Annotated in this window: 19 protein-coding genes; 9 read left to right on the top strand and 10 right to left on the bottom strand. The window is 66.7% G+C overall.

Going from position 1 to position 18,489, the window contains the following annotated elements; all coding sequences use genetic code 11:
- Nucleotides 1-176: 176 nt before the first annotated feature.
- The gene (locus PV764_RS04345; RefSeq protein ID WP_019182888.1) at nt 177-596 is read right to left on the bottom strand and encodes an energy transducer TonB; all 420 of its coding nucleotides are present in this window, start codon (nt 594-596) and stop codon (nt 177-179) included.
- Nucleotides 597-600: 4 nt separating this feature from the next.
- On the bottom strand, nt 601-942 hold the full coding sequence (locus PV764_RS04340; protein WP_019182889.1) for a 4a-hydroxytetrahydrobiopterin dehydratase: 342 nt from the start codon (nt 940-942) through the stop codon (nt 601-603).
- Between the two features lie 90 nt (nt 943-1,032).
- On the opposite strand from PV764_RS04340, the gene PV764_RS04335 reads away from it, so the two are divergent.
- A complete protein-coding gene (locus PV764_RS04335) occupies nt 1,033-1,632 on the top strand; it encodes an NfuA family Fe-S biogenesis protein (RefSeq protein ID WP_019182890.1) in 600 nt (199 codons plus the stop codon).
- A 9-nt stretch (nt 1,633-1,641) separates the two neighbouring features.
- Nucleotides 1,642-3,384 carry a hypothetical protein gene (locus PV764_RS04330; RefSeq protein ID WP_284129040.1) on the top strand — a complete coding sequence of 581 codons (1,743 nt, stop codon included), beginning with the start codon at nt 1,642-1,644 and terminating at the stop codon, nt 3,382-3,384.
- 108 nt (nt 3,385-3,492) lie between these two features.
- Here the strand turns inward: PV764_RS04330 and PV764_RS04325 are convergent, their stop codons facing one another.
- Together PV764_RS04325 and PV764_RS04320 are read right to left on the bottom strand one after the other, a co-directional pair.
- Nucleotides 3,493-3,939, bottom strand: coding sequence for a barstar family protein (locus tag PV764_RS04325; RefSeq protein WP_284129041.1), 447 nt, complete (start codon nt 3,937-3,939; stop codon nt 3,493-3,495).
- Nucleotides 3,936-4,400: a ribonuclease domain-containing protein gene (locus PV764_RS04320; RefSeq protein ID WP_019182894.1), complete on the bottom strand. Its 465-nt coding sequence runs from the start codon at nt 4,398-4,400 to the stop codon at nt 3,936-3,938. The genes PV764_RS04325 and PV764_RS04320 overlap by 4 nt, the downstream gene beginning before the upstream one ends.
- 266 nt (nt 4,401-4,666) lie before the next feature.
- Here PV764_RS04320 and PV764_RS04315 point away from each other — a divergent pair, with 266 nt between their 5' ends.
- Nucleotides 4,667-5,278: a superoxide dismutase gene (locus PV764_RS04315; RefSeq protein WP_019182895.1), complete on the top strand. Its 612-nt coding sequence runs from the start codon at nt 4,667-4,669 to the stop codon at nt 5,276-5,278.
- An 80-nt stretch (nt 5,279-5,358) separates the two neighbouring features.
- Here the strand turns inward: PV764_RS04315 and PV764_RS04310 are convergent, their stop codons facing one another.
- Complete coding sequence (locus PV764_RS04310) at nt 5,359-6,207, bottom strand: endonuclease/exonuclease/phosphatase family protein (protein WP_019182896.1); 849 nt, start codon at nt 6,205-6,207, stop codon at nt 5,359-5,361.
- A gap of 177 nt (nt 6,208-6,384) precedes the next feature.
- On the opposite strand from PV764_RS04310, the gene PV764_RS04305 reads away from it, so the two are divergent.
- A complete protein-coding gene (locus PV764_RS04305) occupies nt 6,385-7,947 on the top strand; it encodes an oligopeptide:H+ symporter (RefSeq protein ID WP_070470348.1) in 1,563 nt (520 codons plus the stop codon).
- A 7-nt stretch (nt 7,948-7,954) separates the two neighbouring features.
- Nucleotides 7,955-8,578 carry a rhomboid family intramembrane serine protease gene (locus PV764_RS04300; protein ID WP_019182898.1) on the top strand — a complete coding sequence of 208 codons (624 nt, stop codon included), beginning with the start codon at nt 7,955-7,957 and terminating at the stop codon, nt 8,576-8,578.
- A 154-nt stretch (nt 8,579-8,732) separates the two neighbouring features.
- Here the strand turns inward: PV764_RS04300 and PV764_RS04295 are convergent, their stop codons facing one another.
- Nucleotides 8,733-8,912 (bottom strand): hypothetical protein, encoded by a 180-nt coding sequence (locus tag PV764_RS04295; RefSeq protein ID WP_019182899.1) that lies wholly within the window; start codon nt 8,910-8,912, stop codon nt 8,733-8,735.
- 213 nt (nt 8,913-9,125) lie between these two features.
- On the opposite strand from PV764_RS04295, the gene PV764_RS04290 reads away from it, so the two are divergent.
- The 3 genes from PV764_RS04290 to cfa are packed head-to-tail and all read left to right on the top strand — an operon-like array spanning nt 9,126 to nt 11,481.
- Complete coding sequence (locus PV764_RS04290; protein ID WP_019182900.1) at nt 9,126-9,428, top strand: GNAT family N-acetyltransferase; 303 nt, start codon at nt 9,126-9,128, stop codon at nt 9,426-9,428.
- A 23-nt stretch (nt 9,429-9,451) separates the two neighbouring features.
- A complete protein-coding gene (locus PV764_RS04285) occupies nt 9,452-10,348 on the top strand; it encodes a DUF3298 and DUF4163 domain-containing protein (RefSeq protein ID WP_026069735.1) in 897 nt (298 codons plus the stop codon).
- Nucleotides 10,349-10,362: 14 nt separating this feature from the next.
- A complete protein-coding gene (cfa, locus tag PV764_RS04280; protein WP_019182902.1) occupies nt 10,363-11,481 on the top strand; it encodes a cyclopropane fatty acyl phospholipid synthase in 1,119 nt (372 codons plus the stop codon).
- A gap of 75 nt (nt 11,482-11,556) precedes the next feature.
- On the opposite strand, the gene PV764_RS04275 is transcribed toward cfa, so the two are convergent.
- A complete protein-coding gene (locus PV764_RS04275; protein ID WP_421116233.1) occupies nt 11,557-13,728 on the bottom strand; it encodes a M3 family metallopeptidase in 2,172 nt (723 codons plus the stop codon).
- A gap of 341 nt (nt 13,729-14,069) precedes the next feature.
- Between PV764_RS04275 and PV764_RS04270 the strand changes: the two genes are divergently transcribed.
- Nucleotides 14,070-14,552: a glutathione peroxidase gene (locus PV764_RS04270; RefSeq protein WP_046274194.1), complete on the top strand. Its 483-nt coding sequence runs from the start codon at nt 14,070-14,072 to the stop codon at nt 14,550-14,552.
- A 228-nt stretch (nt 14,553-14,780) separates the two neighbouring features.
- Here the strand turns inward: PV764_RS04270 and PV764_RS04265 are convergent, their stop codons facing one another.
- The 3 genes from PV764_RS04265 to PV764_RS04255 form a co-directional block, all read right to left on the bottom strand.
- Nucleotides 14,781-15,326: a TlpA disulfide reductase family protein gene (locus tag PV764_RS04265; protein ID WP_019185906.1), complete on the bottom strand. Its 546-nt coding sequence runs from the start codon at nt 15,324-15,326 to the stop codon at nt 14,781-14,783.
- 202 nt (nt 15,327-15,528) lie between these two features.
- Nucleotides 15,529-16,308, bottom strand: coding sequence for a ferredoxin--NADP reductase (locus PV764_RS04260; protein WP_046274192.1), 780 nt, complete (start codon nt 16,306-16,308; stop codon nt 15,529-15,531).
- A gap of 95 nt (nt 16,309-16,403) precedes the next feature.
- Nucleotides 16,404-18,275 (bottom strand): ABC transporter ATP-binding protein, encoded by a 1,872-nt coding sequence (locus PV764_RS04255; protein ID WP_070470337.1) that lies wholly within the window; start codon nt 18,273-18,275, stop codon nt 16,404-16,406.
- Nucleotides 18,276-18,489: the final 214 nt, after the last annotated feature.

The following is an 18,489-nucleotide window of genomic DNA, read 5'->3' as shown; positions in this document are numbered from 1 at the left end:
CGTCCTTGTACGAGAAAAGTGCGCCGTGCGGTCCCCACCTCCCCACCGGGCCGCTGAAATGCGGGGCTCCGTGGGGGCGGTGTTCACCGGGCGCGTGGCGACGCGTCGATCCGACGGGCGCCTTGACGATCCATGATGCGCGGCTTGCGGCGGCTGACCTCAACACCCTGCGGCGATCAGCCGCCGCGACGCAGCCGTTCTTCGATCGCGAAGCACTCGTCCGGCTTGGGCTGCGGCGGATTGAAGCTGACCGGTACCTGGATCGTGGTCGAGACCGTCTGCCCGGCACGGGTGCCGGCCTTGAACTGCCAGGCCTGGACCGCCTTCTGCGCCTGCTCGTCGAGCTGGGCGTTGCCGCTGCCACTGGCGAGCTGGACCTGGCTGGGCTGGCCGTCGGCGGCGATGGTGACCTTGAACGTACTGGTGCCGCCGATGCCCTGGCACGCCAGTTCGATGGGGTACTCCGGCGGTGGCGTCTTGACCGCGGCGACCTCCGTGGGCGCCGCGACCGGGGCGGCCGGTTGTTCGGGCGTCTTGTTGCAGCCGGCCAGGGCCGCCACGGCAAGGCTGGACAGCACGATGTACTGCAGTTTCATGGGCTTACTCCGTCAGGGCCGAGGCTTTCGCCGCGCAGATGAAGTCGTTTTCGCTCAGGCCACCCACATCATGGGTGGAGAATCGCACCACGGCGCGGTCGTAATGCACGCCCAGGTCCGGGTGGTGGTCTTCGCGATGGGCAACCCAGGCCAGGGCGTTCACGAAGGCCATGGTGCCGTGGTAGTTGTCGAAGCGGAAGGTGCGGGTCAGCGCCTGGCCGGCCTCGGCCAGCTCCCATCCGGGAATCTGGGCCAGCAGCTCGGTGACCCGGGCGGTGCCGAGCTTGTGGTCGCTGCCTTTGCGCGGCACGCAATGGGCCTGCGCCAGCGGAATCAGGTCGGCCATGGGTTCCTCCACATCTGGATGACTGAACAATGCGCGGTCCGGTGTATAAACCAAATGAGCGCATAACAAGGGATTGGCTAGAATAGCCCGATGATCCAGATATCCGACACTGCCCAATCCTATTTCCGCAAGCTGATCGAGCGTGAGGCCGTGCCCGGCATGGGTGTGCGCCTTACCGCCGTCGATGCGGGTACCCCGCGCGCCGATGCCCGCCTGGAGTTCGCCGATCCCGGCGAGCTGCTCGGTGATGAGTGGGCGGTGGACTGCGATGGCTTCACCCTCTACGTGGCCGCCACCAGCGTGGCCTGGCTTGATGGCGCCGAGATCGATTTCGTCACCAACGCCACCGGCAGCCAGCAGCTGACCATCAAGGCGCCGAAGATCAAGGGCGAGGCGCCGACGGAAGGTTCTTCCCTGGTCGAGCGCGTGCGCTGGGTGGTGGAGAACGAAGTCAATCCGCAGCTGGCCTCGCATGGCGGCAAGGTCGCAGTGCAGGAAGTCTCGGCCGAGGGCGTGGTGCTGCTGCGCTTCGGCGGCGGCTGCCAGGGCTGCGGCATGGCCGACGTCACGCTCAAGCAGGGCATCGAAAAGACCTTGATGGGACGTGTGCCCGGCATCACCGCGGTGCGCGACGCGACCGACCACGAGAGTGGCGACGCGCCGTACATTCCCCGCGGCACGGCTGCCTGATCGCGCTGCGTGCCACTGCGCCGGGCTGACGACATCCTCGATTGGCTGCTGGCTCGCCAGCCGGACAAGCGCATTCTCGAAAAAACCACGGGCCTCCCCTATGGGTGGGGCCTGTGGCTGCGCGCGTTGTCGCCATTGCCGCGGCCGTTCCGGGCCAGCGAAGTACTTGCCGAACTGGCCCAGCGTGAGCCGATGCCCACTGGTGGGCGCCTGCCCGAACTGAGTTTCATCCAGGCGATGCGCCGGCTGCTCTGGCAGGGCTGGGACCCGGCCCCGCGCGATCAGCGCTGGATGCGCTGGACCTCTGCGCTGATCAGCGCGCTGCTGCATCTGATGTTCGCGCTGTTGTTGCTGTGGGTGGCCTTGATCCGCCCGCCAAGCGAGCCCGAACAGGGCGGCGAGAGCGGGCGCGTGCAGGTCGAGTTAGTCGGCCGCGGCACCCCGCAGCAGGAGCAAGGGGCGTCACCGGCCGCTGCCGAGCCGGCCACGGCGGACGCGGCGATCGCTGCGGCGATGGCCAATGCGCAGGCGATGGCGCAGGCCGAAGCGGATGCGCGCACAGCATCGGCCCCGCAGCCGGCCGCGGCGCCGGCACCGCCAAGCGAGCCACAACCGGCGCCACCGGCGCCCGCCACGCCGGCGGTGGAGCAGCCCGTCCAGGCGACCGAGGTGGCCCAGGCCACGACCGATTTCGTGGTGCCGCCGACCAGCGTGCCGCGCACCGAAGTGCGGGTGATGACGCGCGAGCCGCAGGACATCGCGGTGCGTGAGCGCACCGTGGTCACGGTGGAAGCGCCGACGCCGCGTACCACCGTGCCGACTCCGCGAACGGCCGAACCGCAATTGCGCACGCCCGAGCTGACCGTGCAGGAGCGGCAGGTCACGGTGGTCGAAGCCCCGACCCCCACCGTGGCCATTGCCGGGCCCCGGGTGGAGGCGACCATGCCGCAACGTGAGGTGCAGGTGCGCGAACGCGAGATCCGGCCGGTGACCGCGCCGGCGGTGAACGTGGCCACGCTGCCCACGCGCGAGGTGGCCGTACCGGGCCGATCGCCTGAGGTCGCCGTGCGCGAACGCGCGGTGCCCAACGCCGCACCGCGTCCGGCACCGCCATCACCGGCCGCGGCGAGCAGTACGACGACGGCGCCGGCGGCCGCCAATGCCAGCACGGCCGCCAGCACGTCCACGTCGCCGACCGCGACCCGCGCCCCGGCGAGCCCATCCAAGGCACCGCCCGGCAGCTGGACCACGCCCAACCGGTCCGATGACTGGGGCGCGGCCAATCATCCGCAGGACGCCGATCTCAACGGCCGTGCCGTCAGTGCGACCCAGGGCAATGGCAGCAGTCTGTTCAAGGCCGATGGCAGTGTGCGCGTGCCCGGCCAGGAGGGTCACGGCAACAGCGAGCGCGGCGCACCGGGCGGCGAGAAAGATGGCTGGAGCAAAGAACGCATCGCGCAGTCCGGCACCTGGCTCAAGCGCCCGCCGTACGACTACACCCCGACCTCGTTCGACAAGTACTGGGCGCCCAACGAATCGTTGCTGGCCGAATGGGTCCGCAAGGGCATCAAGGCGGTGGAGATTCCGATCCCTGGCACGAGCTCGTCGATTTCCTGCGTGATCTCCGTGCTGCAGTTCGGCGGCGGCTGTGGCTTGAGCGATCCGAACATGCAGGACCAGCCAGCCATCGCGCGTCCGCCGCCGGACATCCCGTTCAAGAAGGAACTGCAGGAAGACAACGGCAGCCGATGAGGCGCGGCCTCGGCGGCGGGTAGAGCCACGCCATGCGTGGCTGGGTTTCGGCCGGGTGTCACGGCGCCTCGCAGCCACGCATGGCGTGGCTCTACCGGATGCTGGGCGTTACGCTGCGGGGTCCGCGTCCGGTTCCACGTCCGCGTCCTGCAGCGCGACGAACGCCCAGAACGGCACGTTGCTCTCGCCCCAGTAGCGGCTGGCTTCGTCCAGCACATCCAGCAGCGTGTCGAACTCCGCGCCCGCCTCGCTGCGCAGCGTATCGGCGTCGTTGAAGAACAGGGAATAGCCATTGGCCGGCAGCCACGCCAGGTCACGCAGGTTGTCGGTCAGTGCATCCCAGTTGCCGCCGAAGCCGGTCGGGAAGTCCAGGCGGGCGGCCAGCCGCATCAGCAAAGTGCGCTTGTCCTGGCAGCCGGCCAGGTCGATCTGGATCACACGCAGGCCGGCATCGCGCATCGCCGCCGACAACGGGGCGACATCATCGTTGCCGATCGCATAGATGCCGGCGTTGTTGATGTCGTGCAGGCCCAACTCGAATCCGTCATGCGTCATTGCCAGCTCCCGGCAGGTGGAACGTCGAAACTGCGGAACGTTTCATAGTGATCATCGGTATAGAACCAGCCAGTAGGGGGGGTGCCGCCGGTGACAATGCGCCGTGCGCCGCGATTGCCTGCGCCGGGCGTGTCCACCGTGTATTCGTGGTAATAGCCGCGCGGCCGCTGCGGCAGCCGCTGTTCGCGGTTGCTGAAGATGCTGCCGTCCTGGCGGTGCGGGAACGGGCCGCCACGCTGGATCAGCGCGATGGTGTCGCGCGCTTCGGCCGGCAGGAACGGGGGCAGGGGATCGCGCGTCGTCCGGCTCGATGACGTCGGTGCAGGGGCGGCCGGCGCGCTGTCGGGCTGGGTCAGCGATGGCGCAAACTGCGGCGCGGGCGGGCGCTGGGCCAGCTTGATGGCGGCCAGGCCTCCCACCAGCAGCACGATGGCGATCAACAACAACAGCGGCTTGCGCATGAGGGGCCAGCGAAGAGGGGCGAGGCCACTACTCTACTGCGATCATCGCCCGGCACGGTGAGGCCCAGCCGAACAGGCATGCTGCACCGCGGGGCCTGCGCCGCACCGGTGTACACCGTCACTGTCGCGTAACGCGGCCGACACGCCATCGACCACGCAGGACGAAGTTTCCTTTACATCGCCCTTGGTAAGCTTGTCGGCCATCCCCATCATCGACTCCGCAACGCCCGGTCTTTGCCGGGTGAGTGAGCTACCAGGAGAACCACATGGCCTATACCCTCCCCAAGCTGTCCTACGCCTACGACGCGCTCGAGCCGCATATCGACGCAGCGACGATGGAAATCCACCACACCAAGCATCACCAGACGTACATCAACAACGTCAACGCTGCGCTGGAAGGCACCGAATATGCCGACCTGCCGGTGGAAGAGCTGGTCAAGAAGACCAAGTCGCTGCCGGAAAACCTGCAGGGCGTCGTGCGCAACAACGGCGGCGGCCATGCCAACCACACCCTGTTCTGGACCGTGATGTCGCCCAATGGCGGCGGCGCTCCGGTCGGTGACGTCGCCAAGGCGATCGATTCGCAGCTGGGCGGTGTCGAGAAGTTCAAAGAGGCCTTCACCAAGGCCGCGCTGACCCGCTTCGGCAGCGGCTGGGCCTGGCTGAGCGTCACCCCGGACAAGAAGGTCGTGGTGGAAAGCAGCGCCAACCAGGACAGCCCGCTGATGGACGGCAACACGCCGATCCTGGCCCTGGACGTGTGGGAACACGCGTACTACCTGAAGTACCAGAACCGTCGCCCGGAATACATCGGCGCGTTCTTCAACGTCGTCGACTGGAACGAAGTCGAGCGTCGTTACCAGGAAGCCATCGCCTGATCGGCACGGTTGCCTGAAACACCAACGGCCAGGCAGTAATGCCTGGCCGTTTTTCGTTGGGCCTCCGCAAACGGTGCCGGTCAGGGCGCGCTGGTGCTTTCCGGCGTCTGCAGGCGCAGGGTGGCCATGGTGCCCAGCCGCATCGCCGCAGCGTCGCCCTCGCTGGCCGGCAGCTTGATGCTGTCCTGGCGGATGCCGCCGAAGTGCTTCACCTGGAACAGCACGTCCAGGCCGTGCCCCCGTGCCGCGCCGGCCAGCGACGGCGGATCCACGCGTTCGCCGGGGTTCTTGCGGGCCGGCTGGAAGCCCGGGGTACTTCCCACCAGCTCGGTGATCTCGGCCGAGAAGTCGCCGGCGATCAGCGAAGGCAGGCCGTCGGCGGTCGCGCCGATCCAGGTCATCAGATCGGTGGTCTGGTGCCGGCGGATCTGCGCGTCGTCCGGTTCCGGGCGAAGCCGGGCCACGTAGATGTTGATCAGTTCCTCGCGCAGCTTGACCCGCAGCATCCCGGCCGCGCTGAACTGCCCCGGCGGGTGCAGCAGGGTGACGGCGTCATCCGTCACCGGCAGCCGGGTCAGCATGGCGCTGCCGTGGCGCAGCGGCTGGCTGGGCGGATCGGCGGTGACGAAATCGCAGCTGTAGCGCAGCCGGCTGGCCAGCCAGCAGGCGGGGTTGCGGCCCTGGGTCTGCAGCACCCGCTGCACCGCAATCACGTCCGGCTGCATCGACTCCAGCAGCTGCAGCACCTGGTCACGCCGCTGTTGCCATTGGGCATCGTCCTGGGTCGGCAGTTCCAGCGTGGCGATCTTCAGCGAGGGCAGGGCGTCCTCGGCCTGGCGCGCGTGCGCGCCGGCGGCGGGCGCGGCCAGCAACAGCAGCAGGATCCAGCCTGTCCAACCTCGGGTCCCACCGGTGATGTGCGTGCGCATAACGATAAGTTTACGCTTTCGCCGTCGACGATCCGTGACACGGGTGCCATCGCGCGGATGGGATTCCGGCCCGCCTGCCATGTCCGGCGGCCCCTGTCATGCAGCTGTGCAGCGTGCGCTGGGGTGGGGGCTTCCGGTAATCTTGGTCCTTTCGTGTTCGCAGGACAGCCCCACAGGATGAGCAATATCGCAGCCGCCAGCGCCGGCAAAGGAAAGATGCCGCGCCAGATTCCCTACATCATCGGCAATGAGGCCTGCGAACGCTTCAGCTTCTATGGGATGCGCAACATCCTGGTGCAGTTCCTGATCACCTCGCTGCTGCTGCAGGAGATCACCGCCGATGGCCGGGCCGGCGAGGCCAAGGACATCATGCACAGCTTCATGATCGGCGTGTATTTCTTCCCGCTGCTCGGTGGCTGGCTGGCCGACAAATTCTTCGGCAAGTACCACACCATCCTGTGGTTCAGCCTGATCTATTGCGCCGGCCACGCCTGCCTGGCCATCTTCGAGGACAGCCGCCAGGGCTTCTTCGTCGGCCTGGGCCTGATCGCGCTGGGTGCCGGCGGCATCAAGCCGCTGGTGGCCTCGTTCATGGGCGACCAGTTCGACCAGAGCAACAAACATCTGGCCAAGGTCGTGTTCGACGCCTTCTACTGGATCATCAACTTCGGCTCGCTGTTCGCCTCGCTGCTGATTCCGCTGGCGCTGAAGAACCTGGGTCCGTCGTGGGCCTTCGGCATCCCGGGCATCCTGATGTTCGTGGCCACCTTCGTGTTCTGGATGGGCCGCAAGCGCTATGTGCTGGTCCCGTTGCCGCCCAAGGACCCGCATTCGTTCGGCAACGTGGTGCGTACCGCGCTGTCGGCGCAGGTGCCGGGCAAGGGCCGTCCGGGTCGTACCCTGGCCATCCTCGGTGCGGTGCTGGCGGTGGCCTCGATGGGGCTGGTCGGCAGCCTGGGCATCGTGATCTGCCTGTGCATCGCGCTGGTCCTGCTGTTGGCCGGCATCGGTGGCGGCACCTGGATCCAGCTGGACCGCGCCCGCGCCGTGCACCCGGCCGAGGCGGTGGAGGGCGTGCGCTCGGTGCTGCGCGTGCTGGTGATCTTCGCCCTGACCACGCCGTTCTTCTCGCTGTTCGACCAGAAGGCCTCGACCTGGGTCCTGCAGGGCCAGCAGATGGCGATGCCGAGCTGGTTCACCGCCTCGCAGATGCAGGCGCTGAACCCGCTGCTGGTGATGATCCTGATCCCGTTCAACAACCTGGTGCTGTACCCGATGCTGCGCCGCTTCGGCTTCGAGCCGACCGCGCTGCGCCGGATGACCGCCGGCATCGCCTTCAGCGGCCTGGCCTGGATCGTGGTCGGCGGTATCCAGGTGATGATGGATGGCGGCAACGTCATGTCCATCTTCTGGCAGATGCTGCCCTACGCGCTGCTGACCTTCGGTGAAGTGCTGGTCTCGGCCACCGGCCTGGAGTTCGCCTACAGCCAGGCGCCGCAGGCCATGAAGGGCGTGGTGATGAGCTTCTGGAACCTGACCACCACCATCGGCAACCTGTGGGTGCTGCTGTCCAACGCGGCGGTGCGCAACGACACGGTGACCCACCAGATCGCCAGTACCGGCTTGAGCGAGGCGGCGTTCCTGATGTTCTTCTTCGCCGGCTTTGCGTTCCTGGCGGCGTTGGCCTTCGGTTGGTATGCCAAGCGCTATCGTATGGTCGACAACTACCGCACCGCCTGAGCCTGACATGACCCCAGTCAACCTGCTGCTGATCGCCATCACCGTCATCGTGTCGTGGATGGCGTTCAAGAACCGTGCGCTCGCCGACCGCCTGATCCTGTGGCCGCCGGCAGTGGACCGCAACCGTCAGTACGATCGCCTGATCACCTACGGGTTCATCCACGCCGATCTGTCCCACCTGGCGTTCAACATGATCACGCTGTTCTTCTTCGGCGGCTTCATCGAACAGGTGATGCTGCAGTTGAGCGGCAGCTACCTGACCTATCCGGCGTTCTACCTGGGTGCGTTGCTGGTCTCGATCCTGCCCAGCTACCTGAAGAACCAGAAGAATCCGAACTACCTCAGCCTGGGGGCATCGGGCGCGGTCTCGGCAGTGCTGTTCGCCTTCATCCTGATCAAGCCGTGGTCGATCATCCTGGTGCTGTTCATTCCGGCCCCGGCGATCATCTATGCGGTGTTCTACGTCGGCTACAGCATCTGGATGGACCGCCGTGGCGGCGACCGCATCAACCACAGCGCGCACCTGGCCGGTGCGGCCTTCGGCGTGCTGTTCATGCTGGCCATGCAGCCGAGCATCTTCAGCCACTTCCTGCGTGAGCTGAGCAACCCCACCTTCCGCCTCGGCGGTTGATTCGGCGCGTACCGACCAACGGTCGGTACCTACGACGTGGTATCTGGCGCGGGGTGGGGCGTACCGACCAACGGTCGGTACCTACCGACGGTGGGTCGATGCGTCGTCGCGCCGGGGGGTAGCTCACGACCGTTGGTCGTGAGCCCGGCAACCGTCAGGCGGCCTTCTTGCCGTCCACGCCATAGGTGCTGAGCAGCCGGGCGTAGACCTCGTGGTTGATCTGGTCGAATTCCCAGCCCTGGGTCTGGCCGTTCACGGCCAGCTGGAACAGGCCCTCGAGCAGGGAGCTGTCGGCATCGCCGTGGGCGGCGGGGGCAGGTGCGGTGTTGTCCATGCGGACCTCCGGAAGAGCGGGTGCGTGCAGGCAGGTGTTCGCAAAAGCCATGCCAGCTTTTACGCCCTGTCCGGATCCGATATCGGCATGGCGGCTCCAGCCTTTAGGGCCGGATGTGACGCGCCACGTCGCTGCTTGCCCCTGTTCAGGCTTCACGCGATCATGGCGGCCGGCTGCGCACTATCGCTGCAGTCGCCGCAGGAGACACCGCTCATGGCTTCGGTCACGCCGCCCGGACTGGCTTACGAGGTGGAGCACGATCTGGCCCATCACCGGTTCCAGGCCCGGGTCAAAGGGCATCTGGCGCTGCTGGATTACCAGATCAAGCGCAAGCGGATGATCATCACCCACACCGAGGTGCCCGAGCCGATCGCCGGCCGCGGCGTGGCCGGTGAGTTGACCAAGGTGGCGCTGCGCTACGCGCGCGAACACAGATTCAAGGTAGTGCCTGCCTGCGCGTACGCCGAAGCGTTCCTGCAGCGGCACGAGGAGTACGACGACCTGCTGGTCCGATGAGGGCAGCGGGTCATGCTTCAGGGATGGCCGATCATGATAGTGGGTTACAACAAGGGGATTTCAGGATGAACATCGCAGGAAACCGTTGCGCGCTGCGCACCAGCGCGTTGGCCTTGGCTATGGGCTTGGTGGTGGTGGCAGGCTGCAAGCGCGACGGTGACGCACAGGCGCCGGTGGCAGCGGCCGATACCGCCGCCGAACCGGCTGCACCGACGGCGACGCCGGATGCGCCGGTCGAGCTGCGCGACGTGATCGAGACCTCGCCGCAGGCGGTGGTCGGGATTACCTATCCGCCGGACATCGCACGGTATCCGGGCCTGGCCAAGACGCTGGGCAGCTATGCCGACAGCGCCCGAGCCGAGCTGCAGCAGGCGCTGGACGGGCTGGGAAACGACAAGCCGACCATGCCCTACGAGCTCTCGCTGACCTTCGAGAAGGTGCTGGAGACGCCGCAGCTGGTGGTGGTGACCGCCGATGGCAGCCGTTACACCGGTGGCGCCCACGGTGAGCCGCTGGTGGCACGCTTCGTATGGCTGCCGGAGCAGCAGCAGATGCTGACCGCCGACAAGCTGGTGGCCGATGCCAAGGGCTGGAAGGCGATCAGCGACTACGTGGCCGACCAGCTGCGCGAACGCGTGGCCACGCGCCTGAGCGGCGATGAGATGGAGCCTGCGCAGATGCAGGAATCCCTGCGCAACGCCAGCCGGATGATCGCCGATGGCACCGGGCCCAGCGCGGACAACTTCAGCCAGTTCCAGCCGCTGACCGGTTCCGACGGACGCATCTCTGCGATACGCTTCGTGTTCCCGCCCTACCAGGTAGGGCCGTACTCGGACGGCACGCAGACCGTGGACGTCCCGGCCGCCGTGCTGGTGCCGCACGTGGGTCAGGATGTCGCGGGGTTGTTCGCCCGGGGCTGATCGACGGAGGCGATGTGGACGCTGGGCTGCAACGACGGGTCACGGGGTTGCTGCACGAAGCGGGGGTCACCGTTGGCGGTGACCAGCCGCAGGACATCACGGTGCACGACCCGCGCTTCTATGCACGGGTCATGGCCCAGGGCTCGCTGGGCCTGGGCGAGAGTTACATGGACGGGCAGTGGGATGCCCGCGCGCTGGACGACTTCCTCTTTCATCTGATGCAGGCGCATCTGGACGAACGCGTGCACGGCTGGCGCGATCTGGCCGATGCGATCAAGGCGCGGGTGTTCAATCTGCAGGCCGGCGCCGGCAGTTTCGAGGTCGGCCGTCGCCATTACGACCTGGGCAATGATCTGTACGAGGCGATGCTCGGCCAGCGGCTGGTCTACAGCTGCGGTTACTGGCGCGAAGCTGCGGACCTGGACACGGCGCAGGAGGCCAAGCTCGATCTGATCTGCCGCAAGCTGGGCCTGCGCCCCGGCCAGCGCATTCTGGATATCGGCTGCGGGTGGGGCGAGGCGCTGAAGTTCGCGGCCGAGCGCTATGGCGTCTCCGGCGTCGGCGTGACGATCTCGCAGGAGCAGGCGGACTATGCGCGGCAGTTGTGCGCGGGGTTGCCGGTCGAGATACGGTTGCAGGACTACCACGACGTGGAGGAGTCCTTCGACGCGATCCTGTCGGTGGGGATGTTCGAGCACGTGGGCGACAAGAACTATCGCGGGTACTTCGAGATGGCGCGGCGCTGCCTGCGGCCGGAAGGATTGTTCCTGCTGCATTCGATCGGCAGCAATCTGTCGCGGCATCGCACCGATCCGTGGATCGCAAAGTACATCTTCCCGAACTCGATGCTGCCCTCGGCGGCGCAGGTGACCGACGCGTTCGAAGGGTTGTTCGTGCTGGAGGACTGGCACAACTTCGGCACCGATTACGACCGGACCCTGCAGGCGTGGCGGGCCAACATCGAGGTGGCGTGGCCGCGCCTGGATGCGCAGCGGTATGACGAACGGTTCCGCCGGATGTGGCGATTCTATCTGGCCGGTTCGATGGCGAGTTTCCGCTGCCGGCATGCACAGTTGTGGCAGCTGGTGTTGTCGCCCAATGGCGTGCCTGGAGGCTACGTAGCGCCACGGTGAGATGAGCTGGCGGCACAAAAAAAACGCCCGGCGGTGCCGGGCGTTTTTCGTTGTGCACGTCGTTGAGGCGGACGCTTACTTCTTGCCGTCACCCGAGGTCAGGCCGCGCTTTTCGAGCAGCGGCTCGATCTGCGGGGCATGGCCGGCGAAGTTCTGGAACAGTTCCATTGCATCCACGCTGCCGCCCTTGGAAAGCAGGGTTTGGCGGAAGTGATCGCCGTTCTTGCGGCTCAGGCCGCCGTTTTCGCGGAACCACTTCTGGGTGTTGGCGTCGAGCACTTCAGACCAGATGTAGGCGTAGTAGCCGGCCGAGTAGCCGCCCATGATGTGGCTGAAGTACGGGGTCTTGTAGCGCGGCGGGACCGGCGCGTAGAAGATGCCGTCCTTGGCCAGGGCCTCGGCTTCGAACTTCATCACGTCCTTGGCGGCCGGGACCTGGTCCGGACCGATCTGGTGCCAGCGCTGGTCGAGCATGGCCGCACCGAGGTATTCGGTGGTGGCGAAGCCCTGGTTGAACTTGGCGGCGGCGACGACCTTGTCGAGCAGGGCCTGCGGCATGGCCGTGCCGTTCTGGTAGTGCTTGGCGTAGTTCTTCAGGATGACCGGGTCATCGGCCCACATCTCGTTGACCTGCGAGGGGAACTCGACGAAGTCGCGCGGCACCGAGGTGCCCGAGAAGTAGGGGTACTTCACGTTCGAGAACATGCCGTGCAGGGCGTGGCCGAATTCGTGGAAGGTGGTGGTCACTTCATCCCAGGTCAGCAGGGTCGGCTTGCCGGCCGGCGGCTTGGGGATGTTGAGGTGGTTGGCGACCACCGGCTTGAAGCCGGTCAGCTCGGACTGCGAGACGTACGAGTTCATCCACGCACCGCCGCGCTTGGAGGCGCGTGCATACGGGTCGAAGATGAAGATCGCCAGCTGGCTGCCGTCGGCATCGAACACGTCATAGACGGTGACGTCGTCGTGGTAGACCGGCAGGTCGGTGCGCTGCTTGAAAGTCAGGCCGAACTCGAGCTGGGCGGCGTGGAAGACGCCGTTTTCGAGCACGTTCTTCATTTCGAAGTACGGCTTGAGCTGGGATTCGTCGAAGTTGTACTTGGCCTGGCGGACCTTCTCGCTGTAGAACGCCCAGTCCCATGCTTCCAGCTTGAAGGTGGGCTTTCCGGCGGCCTTCTGCTCCTTGTCGATCATCGCCTGCAGGTCGGCGGCTTCGCGCTTGGCGTTGGCGACGGCGGCCGGGGCGAGCTGGCCGAGCATGGCGTTGACCGCTTCGGGGGTCTTGGCGGTCTGGTTGGTCAGGTTGTAGGCGGCGAAGTTCGCAAAGCCCATCAGCTTGGCCTTGTCGGCACGCAGCTGCATGATGCGCGAGACCAGGGCGGTGTTGTCGTACTCACCGCCGCGGCTGCCGCGGGTGATGGAGGCTTCGTAGATCTTCTGGCGCAGGGCGCGGTTGGCCAGGTTGGTCAGCGGCGGCTGGCCGGTGGTGTTGAGCAGGGTGATGACGTACTTGCCGTCCTGGCCACGGGCCTTGGCGGCTTCGGCAGCGGCGGAGATCTGCTCCTGCGAGAGGCCGTCCAGGTCCTTGACGTCATCGACGGTGATCGCCGAGGCATTCACTTCGGCCAGCACGTTCTGGCTGAACTTGGTGCCCAGGTTGGCCAGCTCGGCGTTCATTTCCTTGAGCTTGGTCTTGTCGGCTTCGGACAGCTTGGCGCCGGCGCGGACGTAGCTCTCGTAGTACTTCTCGACCAGGCGCATGCCTTCGGCGTCCAGGCCGAGCTGGGTGCGGGTGTCATACAGGGTCTGGATGCGGGCAAACAGCTTGCCGTTGAGCGCGATGGCGTCGCTGTGCGCGGCGAAGCGGGCGGAGTAGTCGGCCTGCAGCTTCTTGCGTGCGTCGTTGGTATCGGCACCGACCAGGCTGAAGAACACGGTGGTGGCGCGGTCCAGGGTCTCACCGCTCTTTTCCAGGGCGATGAGGGTGTTGTCGAAGGTCGGCTTGGCCTTGTTGTTGGCGATCGCGTCCACTTCCTTCAGCTGCTGGGCCATGCCGGCGTCGAAGGCGGGGGCGAAGTCGCTGTCCTTGATCTTGTCGAACTGCGGGAAGTGCAGCGGCAGCGGGCTGTCGGCGAAGAACGGGTTGGCCTGCTGGGCGGTGGTCGCGGCCGGGGTGGCGGCGGTGGCGGAATAGGCGGGCAGGGCCAGGCCGAGGGTCACGGCGACGGCGAGGGCAAGACGGGTGGTCAAGGGGAATTCTCCGGTCAGACAAGTCTTTGAGGGTAACCCGGGCCGTTGGGGAGCGGCTTGTGTCGAAAGGCATGTTTTGGCCAGGCCAGGGCATTGCGAAGGGTGCGGCCACTGCAAGAGCCAGCCCGGTCGTTGCCGTCCCGAGGCGTAGTGCCGGCCGCTGGCCGGCTCCTCAGCCCACCGACCGGCTCCTCAGCCCACCGACCGGCTCCTCAGCCCATCAAGAAGCGTAGTGCCGGCCGCTGGCCGGCTCCTCAGCCCACCGGCCGGCTCCTCAGCCCACCAGGCCGAACACGCTGGGCGAGCTAAGATGAGAGGCCTTTCCACCGGAGCTCCCTGCCATGACCACTGCCTTCGATTTCCCGTTCGTGGATCTGTCGGGCCAGCCACAGGCGTTGGCGCAGTACCGGGGCAAGGTGTTGCTGCTGGTCAATGTGGCCAGCAAGTGTGGCTTTACGCCGCAGTACGAGGGGCTGGAGGCGTTGTGGCGCGAATTCGGGCCGCGCGGGCTGGTGGTGATCGGGTTCCCCTGCGATCAGTTCGGGCACCAGGAGCCGGGCGATGCGGCGCAGATCGGGGAGTTCTGTTCGCTGACCTATGGGGTCAGTTTCCCGATGTCGGACAAGGTGGAGGTCAACGGCGACGGCGCTGATCCGCTGTGGCAGTGGCTCAAGGCCGAGAAGGCCGGGGTGCTGGGCACGCGCGGGATCAAGTGGAACTTCAGCAAGTTCCTGGTCGGCCGTGATGGGCAGGTGCTGGCGCGGTATGCGCCGACCGACAAGCCCGAGTCGCTGCGCGGCGACATCGAGGCGGCGCTGGCGTAACGCCGGGCTCTGCCCGACTCCGTGATCCCGGTAGTGCCGGCCGCTGGCCGGCTCCTCGCATCACCGGATGGCCACATGTCCCAGCCACGCATGGCGTGGCTCTACCGGCTTGCATCACCGGTTCGCCCAACGTTCCAGCCACGCATGGCGTGGCTCTACCGGCTCGCATCACCGGATTTCCCAACGTTCCAGCCACGAATGGCGTGGCTCTACACCACAGCGGTGGAATCAGCCGCCTGCTTTCCGGTTGCGCACGTCTTCGGGCAGGAGGGCGAGAATGTCGTCGACGATTTTCGGCAGACTCTGCTCGGAGTAGCCGCGATGCACGCCGGCGATGCTGCCGTCGTGGCCGATGATGAACATGTGCGGGATGGTCTGGATGCCGTACTGGTCGCTGACCTCGCCCTTGGCGTCGTGGATGTAGTCCAGTGGCGGGGCCTTGCGGCTGCGGGCGATGGCGGCGAAATCGGCGCGCGGTTCCTTCAGGTTCACCGCGTAGACCTGCAGCGCGTCATGCCCGATGACCTTCTGCAGCTGGCCCAGGATCGGCAGTTCCTTGCGGCACGGGCCGCACCACGAGGCCCAGAACGTGACGATGACGACCTTGCCGCGCTGGCTGGCCAGGTCCACCACATTGCCCTGGCGGTCCTTGCCCAGGATCTGCGGCGGGATATCGCCGGCTCTCGGTGAGGGCGTTGCGGGCGCGGCGGCGCTGGCAGCCAGGCTCATGGCGAGCAGCAGGCAGGCGAGGGCGGGGCGGATCTTCCTGATCATCGGTACGGCTCCAGGTCAGGCCCGGCCGTTGCCGGGCTGACGCGGAATATAGCCCAACGTGCATGCGATCGTTGCCGCGAGAGCCGACCAAGGGTCGGCTCTCGCGGCAGGGCCGCGGTCGGCGAATCAGCCCCGTAGAGCCGGGCTCTGTCCGGCTGGCGCGCAGGTTGGTCGATCAGCCGCGCGGAGCCAGGCGCCGCGATTACTTCTCGACGAACGCGCGTTCGAAGACGTAGTGGCCCGGGGTGCCGATGCGCGGCGAGGTCTGGAAGCCGCGGCTGTCCAGCACGGTGCGCAGGTCGGCCAGCATCTGCGGGCTGCCGCAGATCATGGCGCGGTCGTTTTCCGGATCCAGCGGCGGCAGGCCGAGGGTCTTCTGCATCTCGCCGCTTTCCATCAGCGAGGTCAGGCGGCCTTGGTTGGGGAAGGCTTCGCGCGTGACGGCCGGATAGTAGAGCAGCTTGTCGCCGATCATCTCGCCGAGGAATTCGTGCTCGCGCAGTTCCTTCTCGAACAGCTCGCGGTAGGCCAGGTCCTTTTCGTAACGCACGCCGTGGGTGAGGATCACCTTGTCGAAGCGCTCGTAGGTTTCCGGGTCCTTGATCACCGACAGCCACGGCGCCAGGCCGGTGCCGGTGCCGAGCAGGTACAGGTGCTTGCCCGGGTGCAGGTCGCTGATCAGCAGGGTGCCGGTAGGCTTCTTGCCGACCAGCACCTTGTCGCCCGGCTTGATGTGCTGCAGGCGCGAGGTCAGCGGGCCGTCCTGCACCTTGATGCTGAAGAACTCCAGGTTTTCTTCCCAGTTGGCACTGGCGATGGAGTACGCGCGCAGCAATGGGCGCGCTTCGGTTTCCAGGCCGATCATCACGAACTGGCCGTTCTCGAAGCGGAAGCCGCTGTCGCGGGTCGTGGTGAAGCTGAAGTAGGCGTCGGTCCAGTGACGGACCTCAAGCACCGTTTCGGCGCCAAAAGCGGAAGACATGGGGGTGGGGTTCTGGTCGGTTTCGTCGGGTCTAGTTTATCTTAAATGAGATAAATTCTCATTGACTGGCCGGACAGGCCTGTCGTGTCTGGGTTTCAGCGGTAACCGGCCGCCTGCAGTTCGAACAGTTCGGCATACCGGCCGCCCTGGGTCATCAGCTCGGCATGGGTGCCGCTGGCCTCGATCCGGCCGCCGGCCAGCACCAGGATGCGGTCGGCCATGCGCACCGAGGAAAAGCGGTGCGAGATCAACACCGCAGTGCGGTTGTCGGACAGTTCCTTGAAGCGCTGGAACACCTCGAACTCGCTGCGCGCATCCAGCGCCGCGGTCGGTTCATCCAGGATCATGACCTGCGCATCGCGCATGTAGGCCCGCGCGATCGCAATCTTCTGCCACTGGCCACCGGACAGGTCCACGCCCATCTTGAAGCGGCGGCCGATCAGCTGGTCGTAGCCACCGGGCAGGCCGGCGATCACCTCGTCGGCCATGCCGCGCCGGGCGGCATCGCGGATGCGGGCGTCGTCGCCCATCGCCTCGACCAGGCCGACGCCGATGTTCTCGCCGGCGCTGAGGTTGTAGCGCACGAAATCCTGGAAGATCACGCCCATGTTGGCGCGCAGGTCATCCAGGTCGTAGTCGCGCAGGTCGCGGCCATCGAGCAGGATGCGGCCTTCATCGGGGTCGTACAGGCGGGCCAGCAGCTTGACCAGGGTGGTTTTGCCGGCACCGTTCTCACCCACCAGCGCCAGTACTTCACCGGCACGCAGGTCGAAATCCAGATGCCGCACCGCCCAGCTTTCGGCGTCGGGATAGCGGAAACCGACGTTCTCGAACACGAAGCCCTGGGTGATCGGCTGCGGGATGGCGATGGCATCCGGGCGCGAGTGGATTTCCGGTTCGATCTGGAAGAACGAGAACAGATCGTCCAGGTACAGCGCCTGGCCGGCAACCTGTGAAAAGCCGATCAGCAGGCCTTCCAGCAGCTGGCGCAGGCGCAGGAAGCTGCCGGCCAGGAAGGTGAGGTCGCCGATCGAGAAATCGCCGCGCACGGTGCGCCAGGCGATGTAGGCGTAGGCGGCGTAATAGCCCAGCGTACCGAGTGCTGCCAGCAGCGTGCCCCAGATCGCACGCTTGCGGGCCAGCGCACGGTTGGCGAGATAGAACTTCTCGGCGAGTAGTTTGTAGCGATCGATCAGGAAGCGATGGAGGTTGAAGATCTTCACCTCCTTGGCGGTCTCCACGCTGGCCCCGATCTGGCGCAGGTACTCCAGCTGGCGGCGCTCGGGCGTCCACTGGAAGTTGAGGCTGTAGCCGGCTGCGTTGAAGTGCGATTCGCCGATGAAGGCCGGGATCAGTGCGACCGCCAGCAGCAGGATCAACCACGGCGCGTACACGATCAGGCCGACCGCGAGGCTGGCCACCGTGATGCTGTCCTGCACCTGGCCGAACAGCTGGCTCATCAGGTTCATCCGGCCCATGGTCTGGCGCCGTGCCCGGTCCAGTTTGTCCTGCAGGTCGGGGTCTTCGAAATCCTCCAGGTCCAGCTCGGCGGCGTGTTCCATCAAGCGCACGCTGGTGACGTTGGTGAACAGCTCCGACAGCAGGGTATCGGCGTAGCTGACCATGCGGCCAAGCAGGTCCGAGGCCATCGCCAGGCCGAACTCGAGCGCGAGCAGGCCCAGCAGGGGATTGAGCAGGCCACTGGACAGCGCCTCGCCGAACGGCGGGAAGCCGGCATCATGCTGGCTGAGCTGCACGGCGGCATCGATGATCAACTTGCCGACGTACAACATCGCCACCGGCAGCAACGCACGGATCACGCGCAGGCCGAGGCTGGCCAGGGTCAGCCCCGGGCTGGTCTGCCAGACCTGGCGCAGGAACGGGGGCAGGTTGCGCATCGCATTGACGCGCTCACGCAGGCTGGGATTCTTCTGGCCGGGTGCACCGGCAGCGGGGGAGGCGGGCATGGGCGGTATTGTGCGCGCCGTGACCGTGGTTGATGCATGAAGTCAGTGCCTGCGCAGATTGCAGACGCGTACGTCCCGCAGAACGGTGCAGCCGGTACACCGCTACCCGGTAGTGGGGGGGGGGGGGGGGGGGGGGGGGGGGGGGGGGCCGGGGGGGGGGGGGGGCCGGGGGGCGGGCCCCCCCCCCCCGGGGCGCGGCGGGGGGGGGCGGCCG

Source organism: Stenotrophomonas sp. AS1, from assembly GCF_048957655.1.
Taxonomy (GTDB): domain Bacteria; phylum Pseudomonadota; class Gammaproteobacteria; order Xanthomonadales; family Xanthomonadaceae; genus Stenotrophomonas; species Stenotrophomonas bentonitica_A.
The sequence above is the reverse complement of the archived record's forward strand: the minus strand, read 5'-3'. Positions and strand labels throughout refer to the sequence as shown.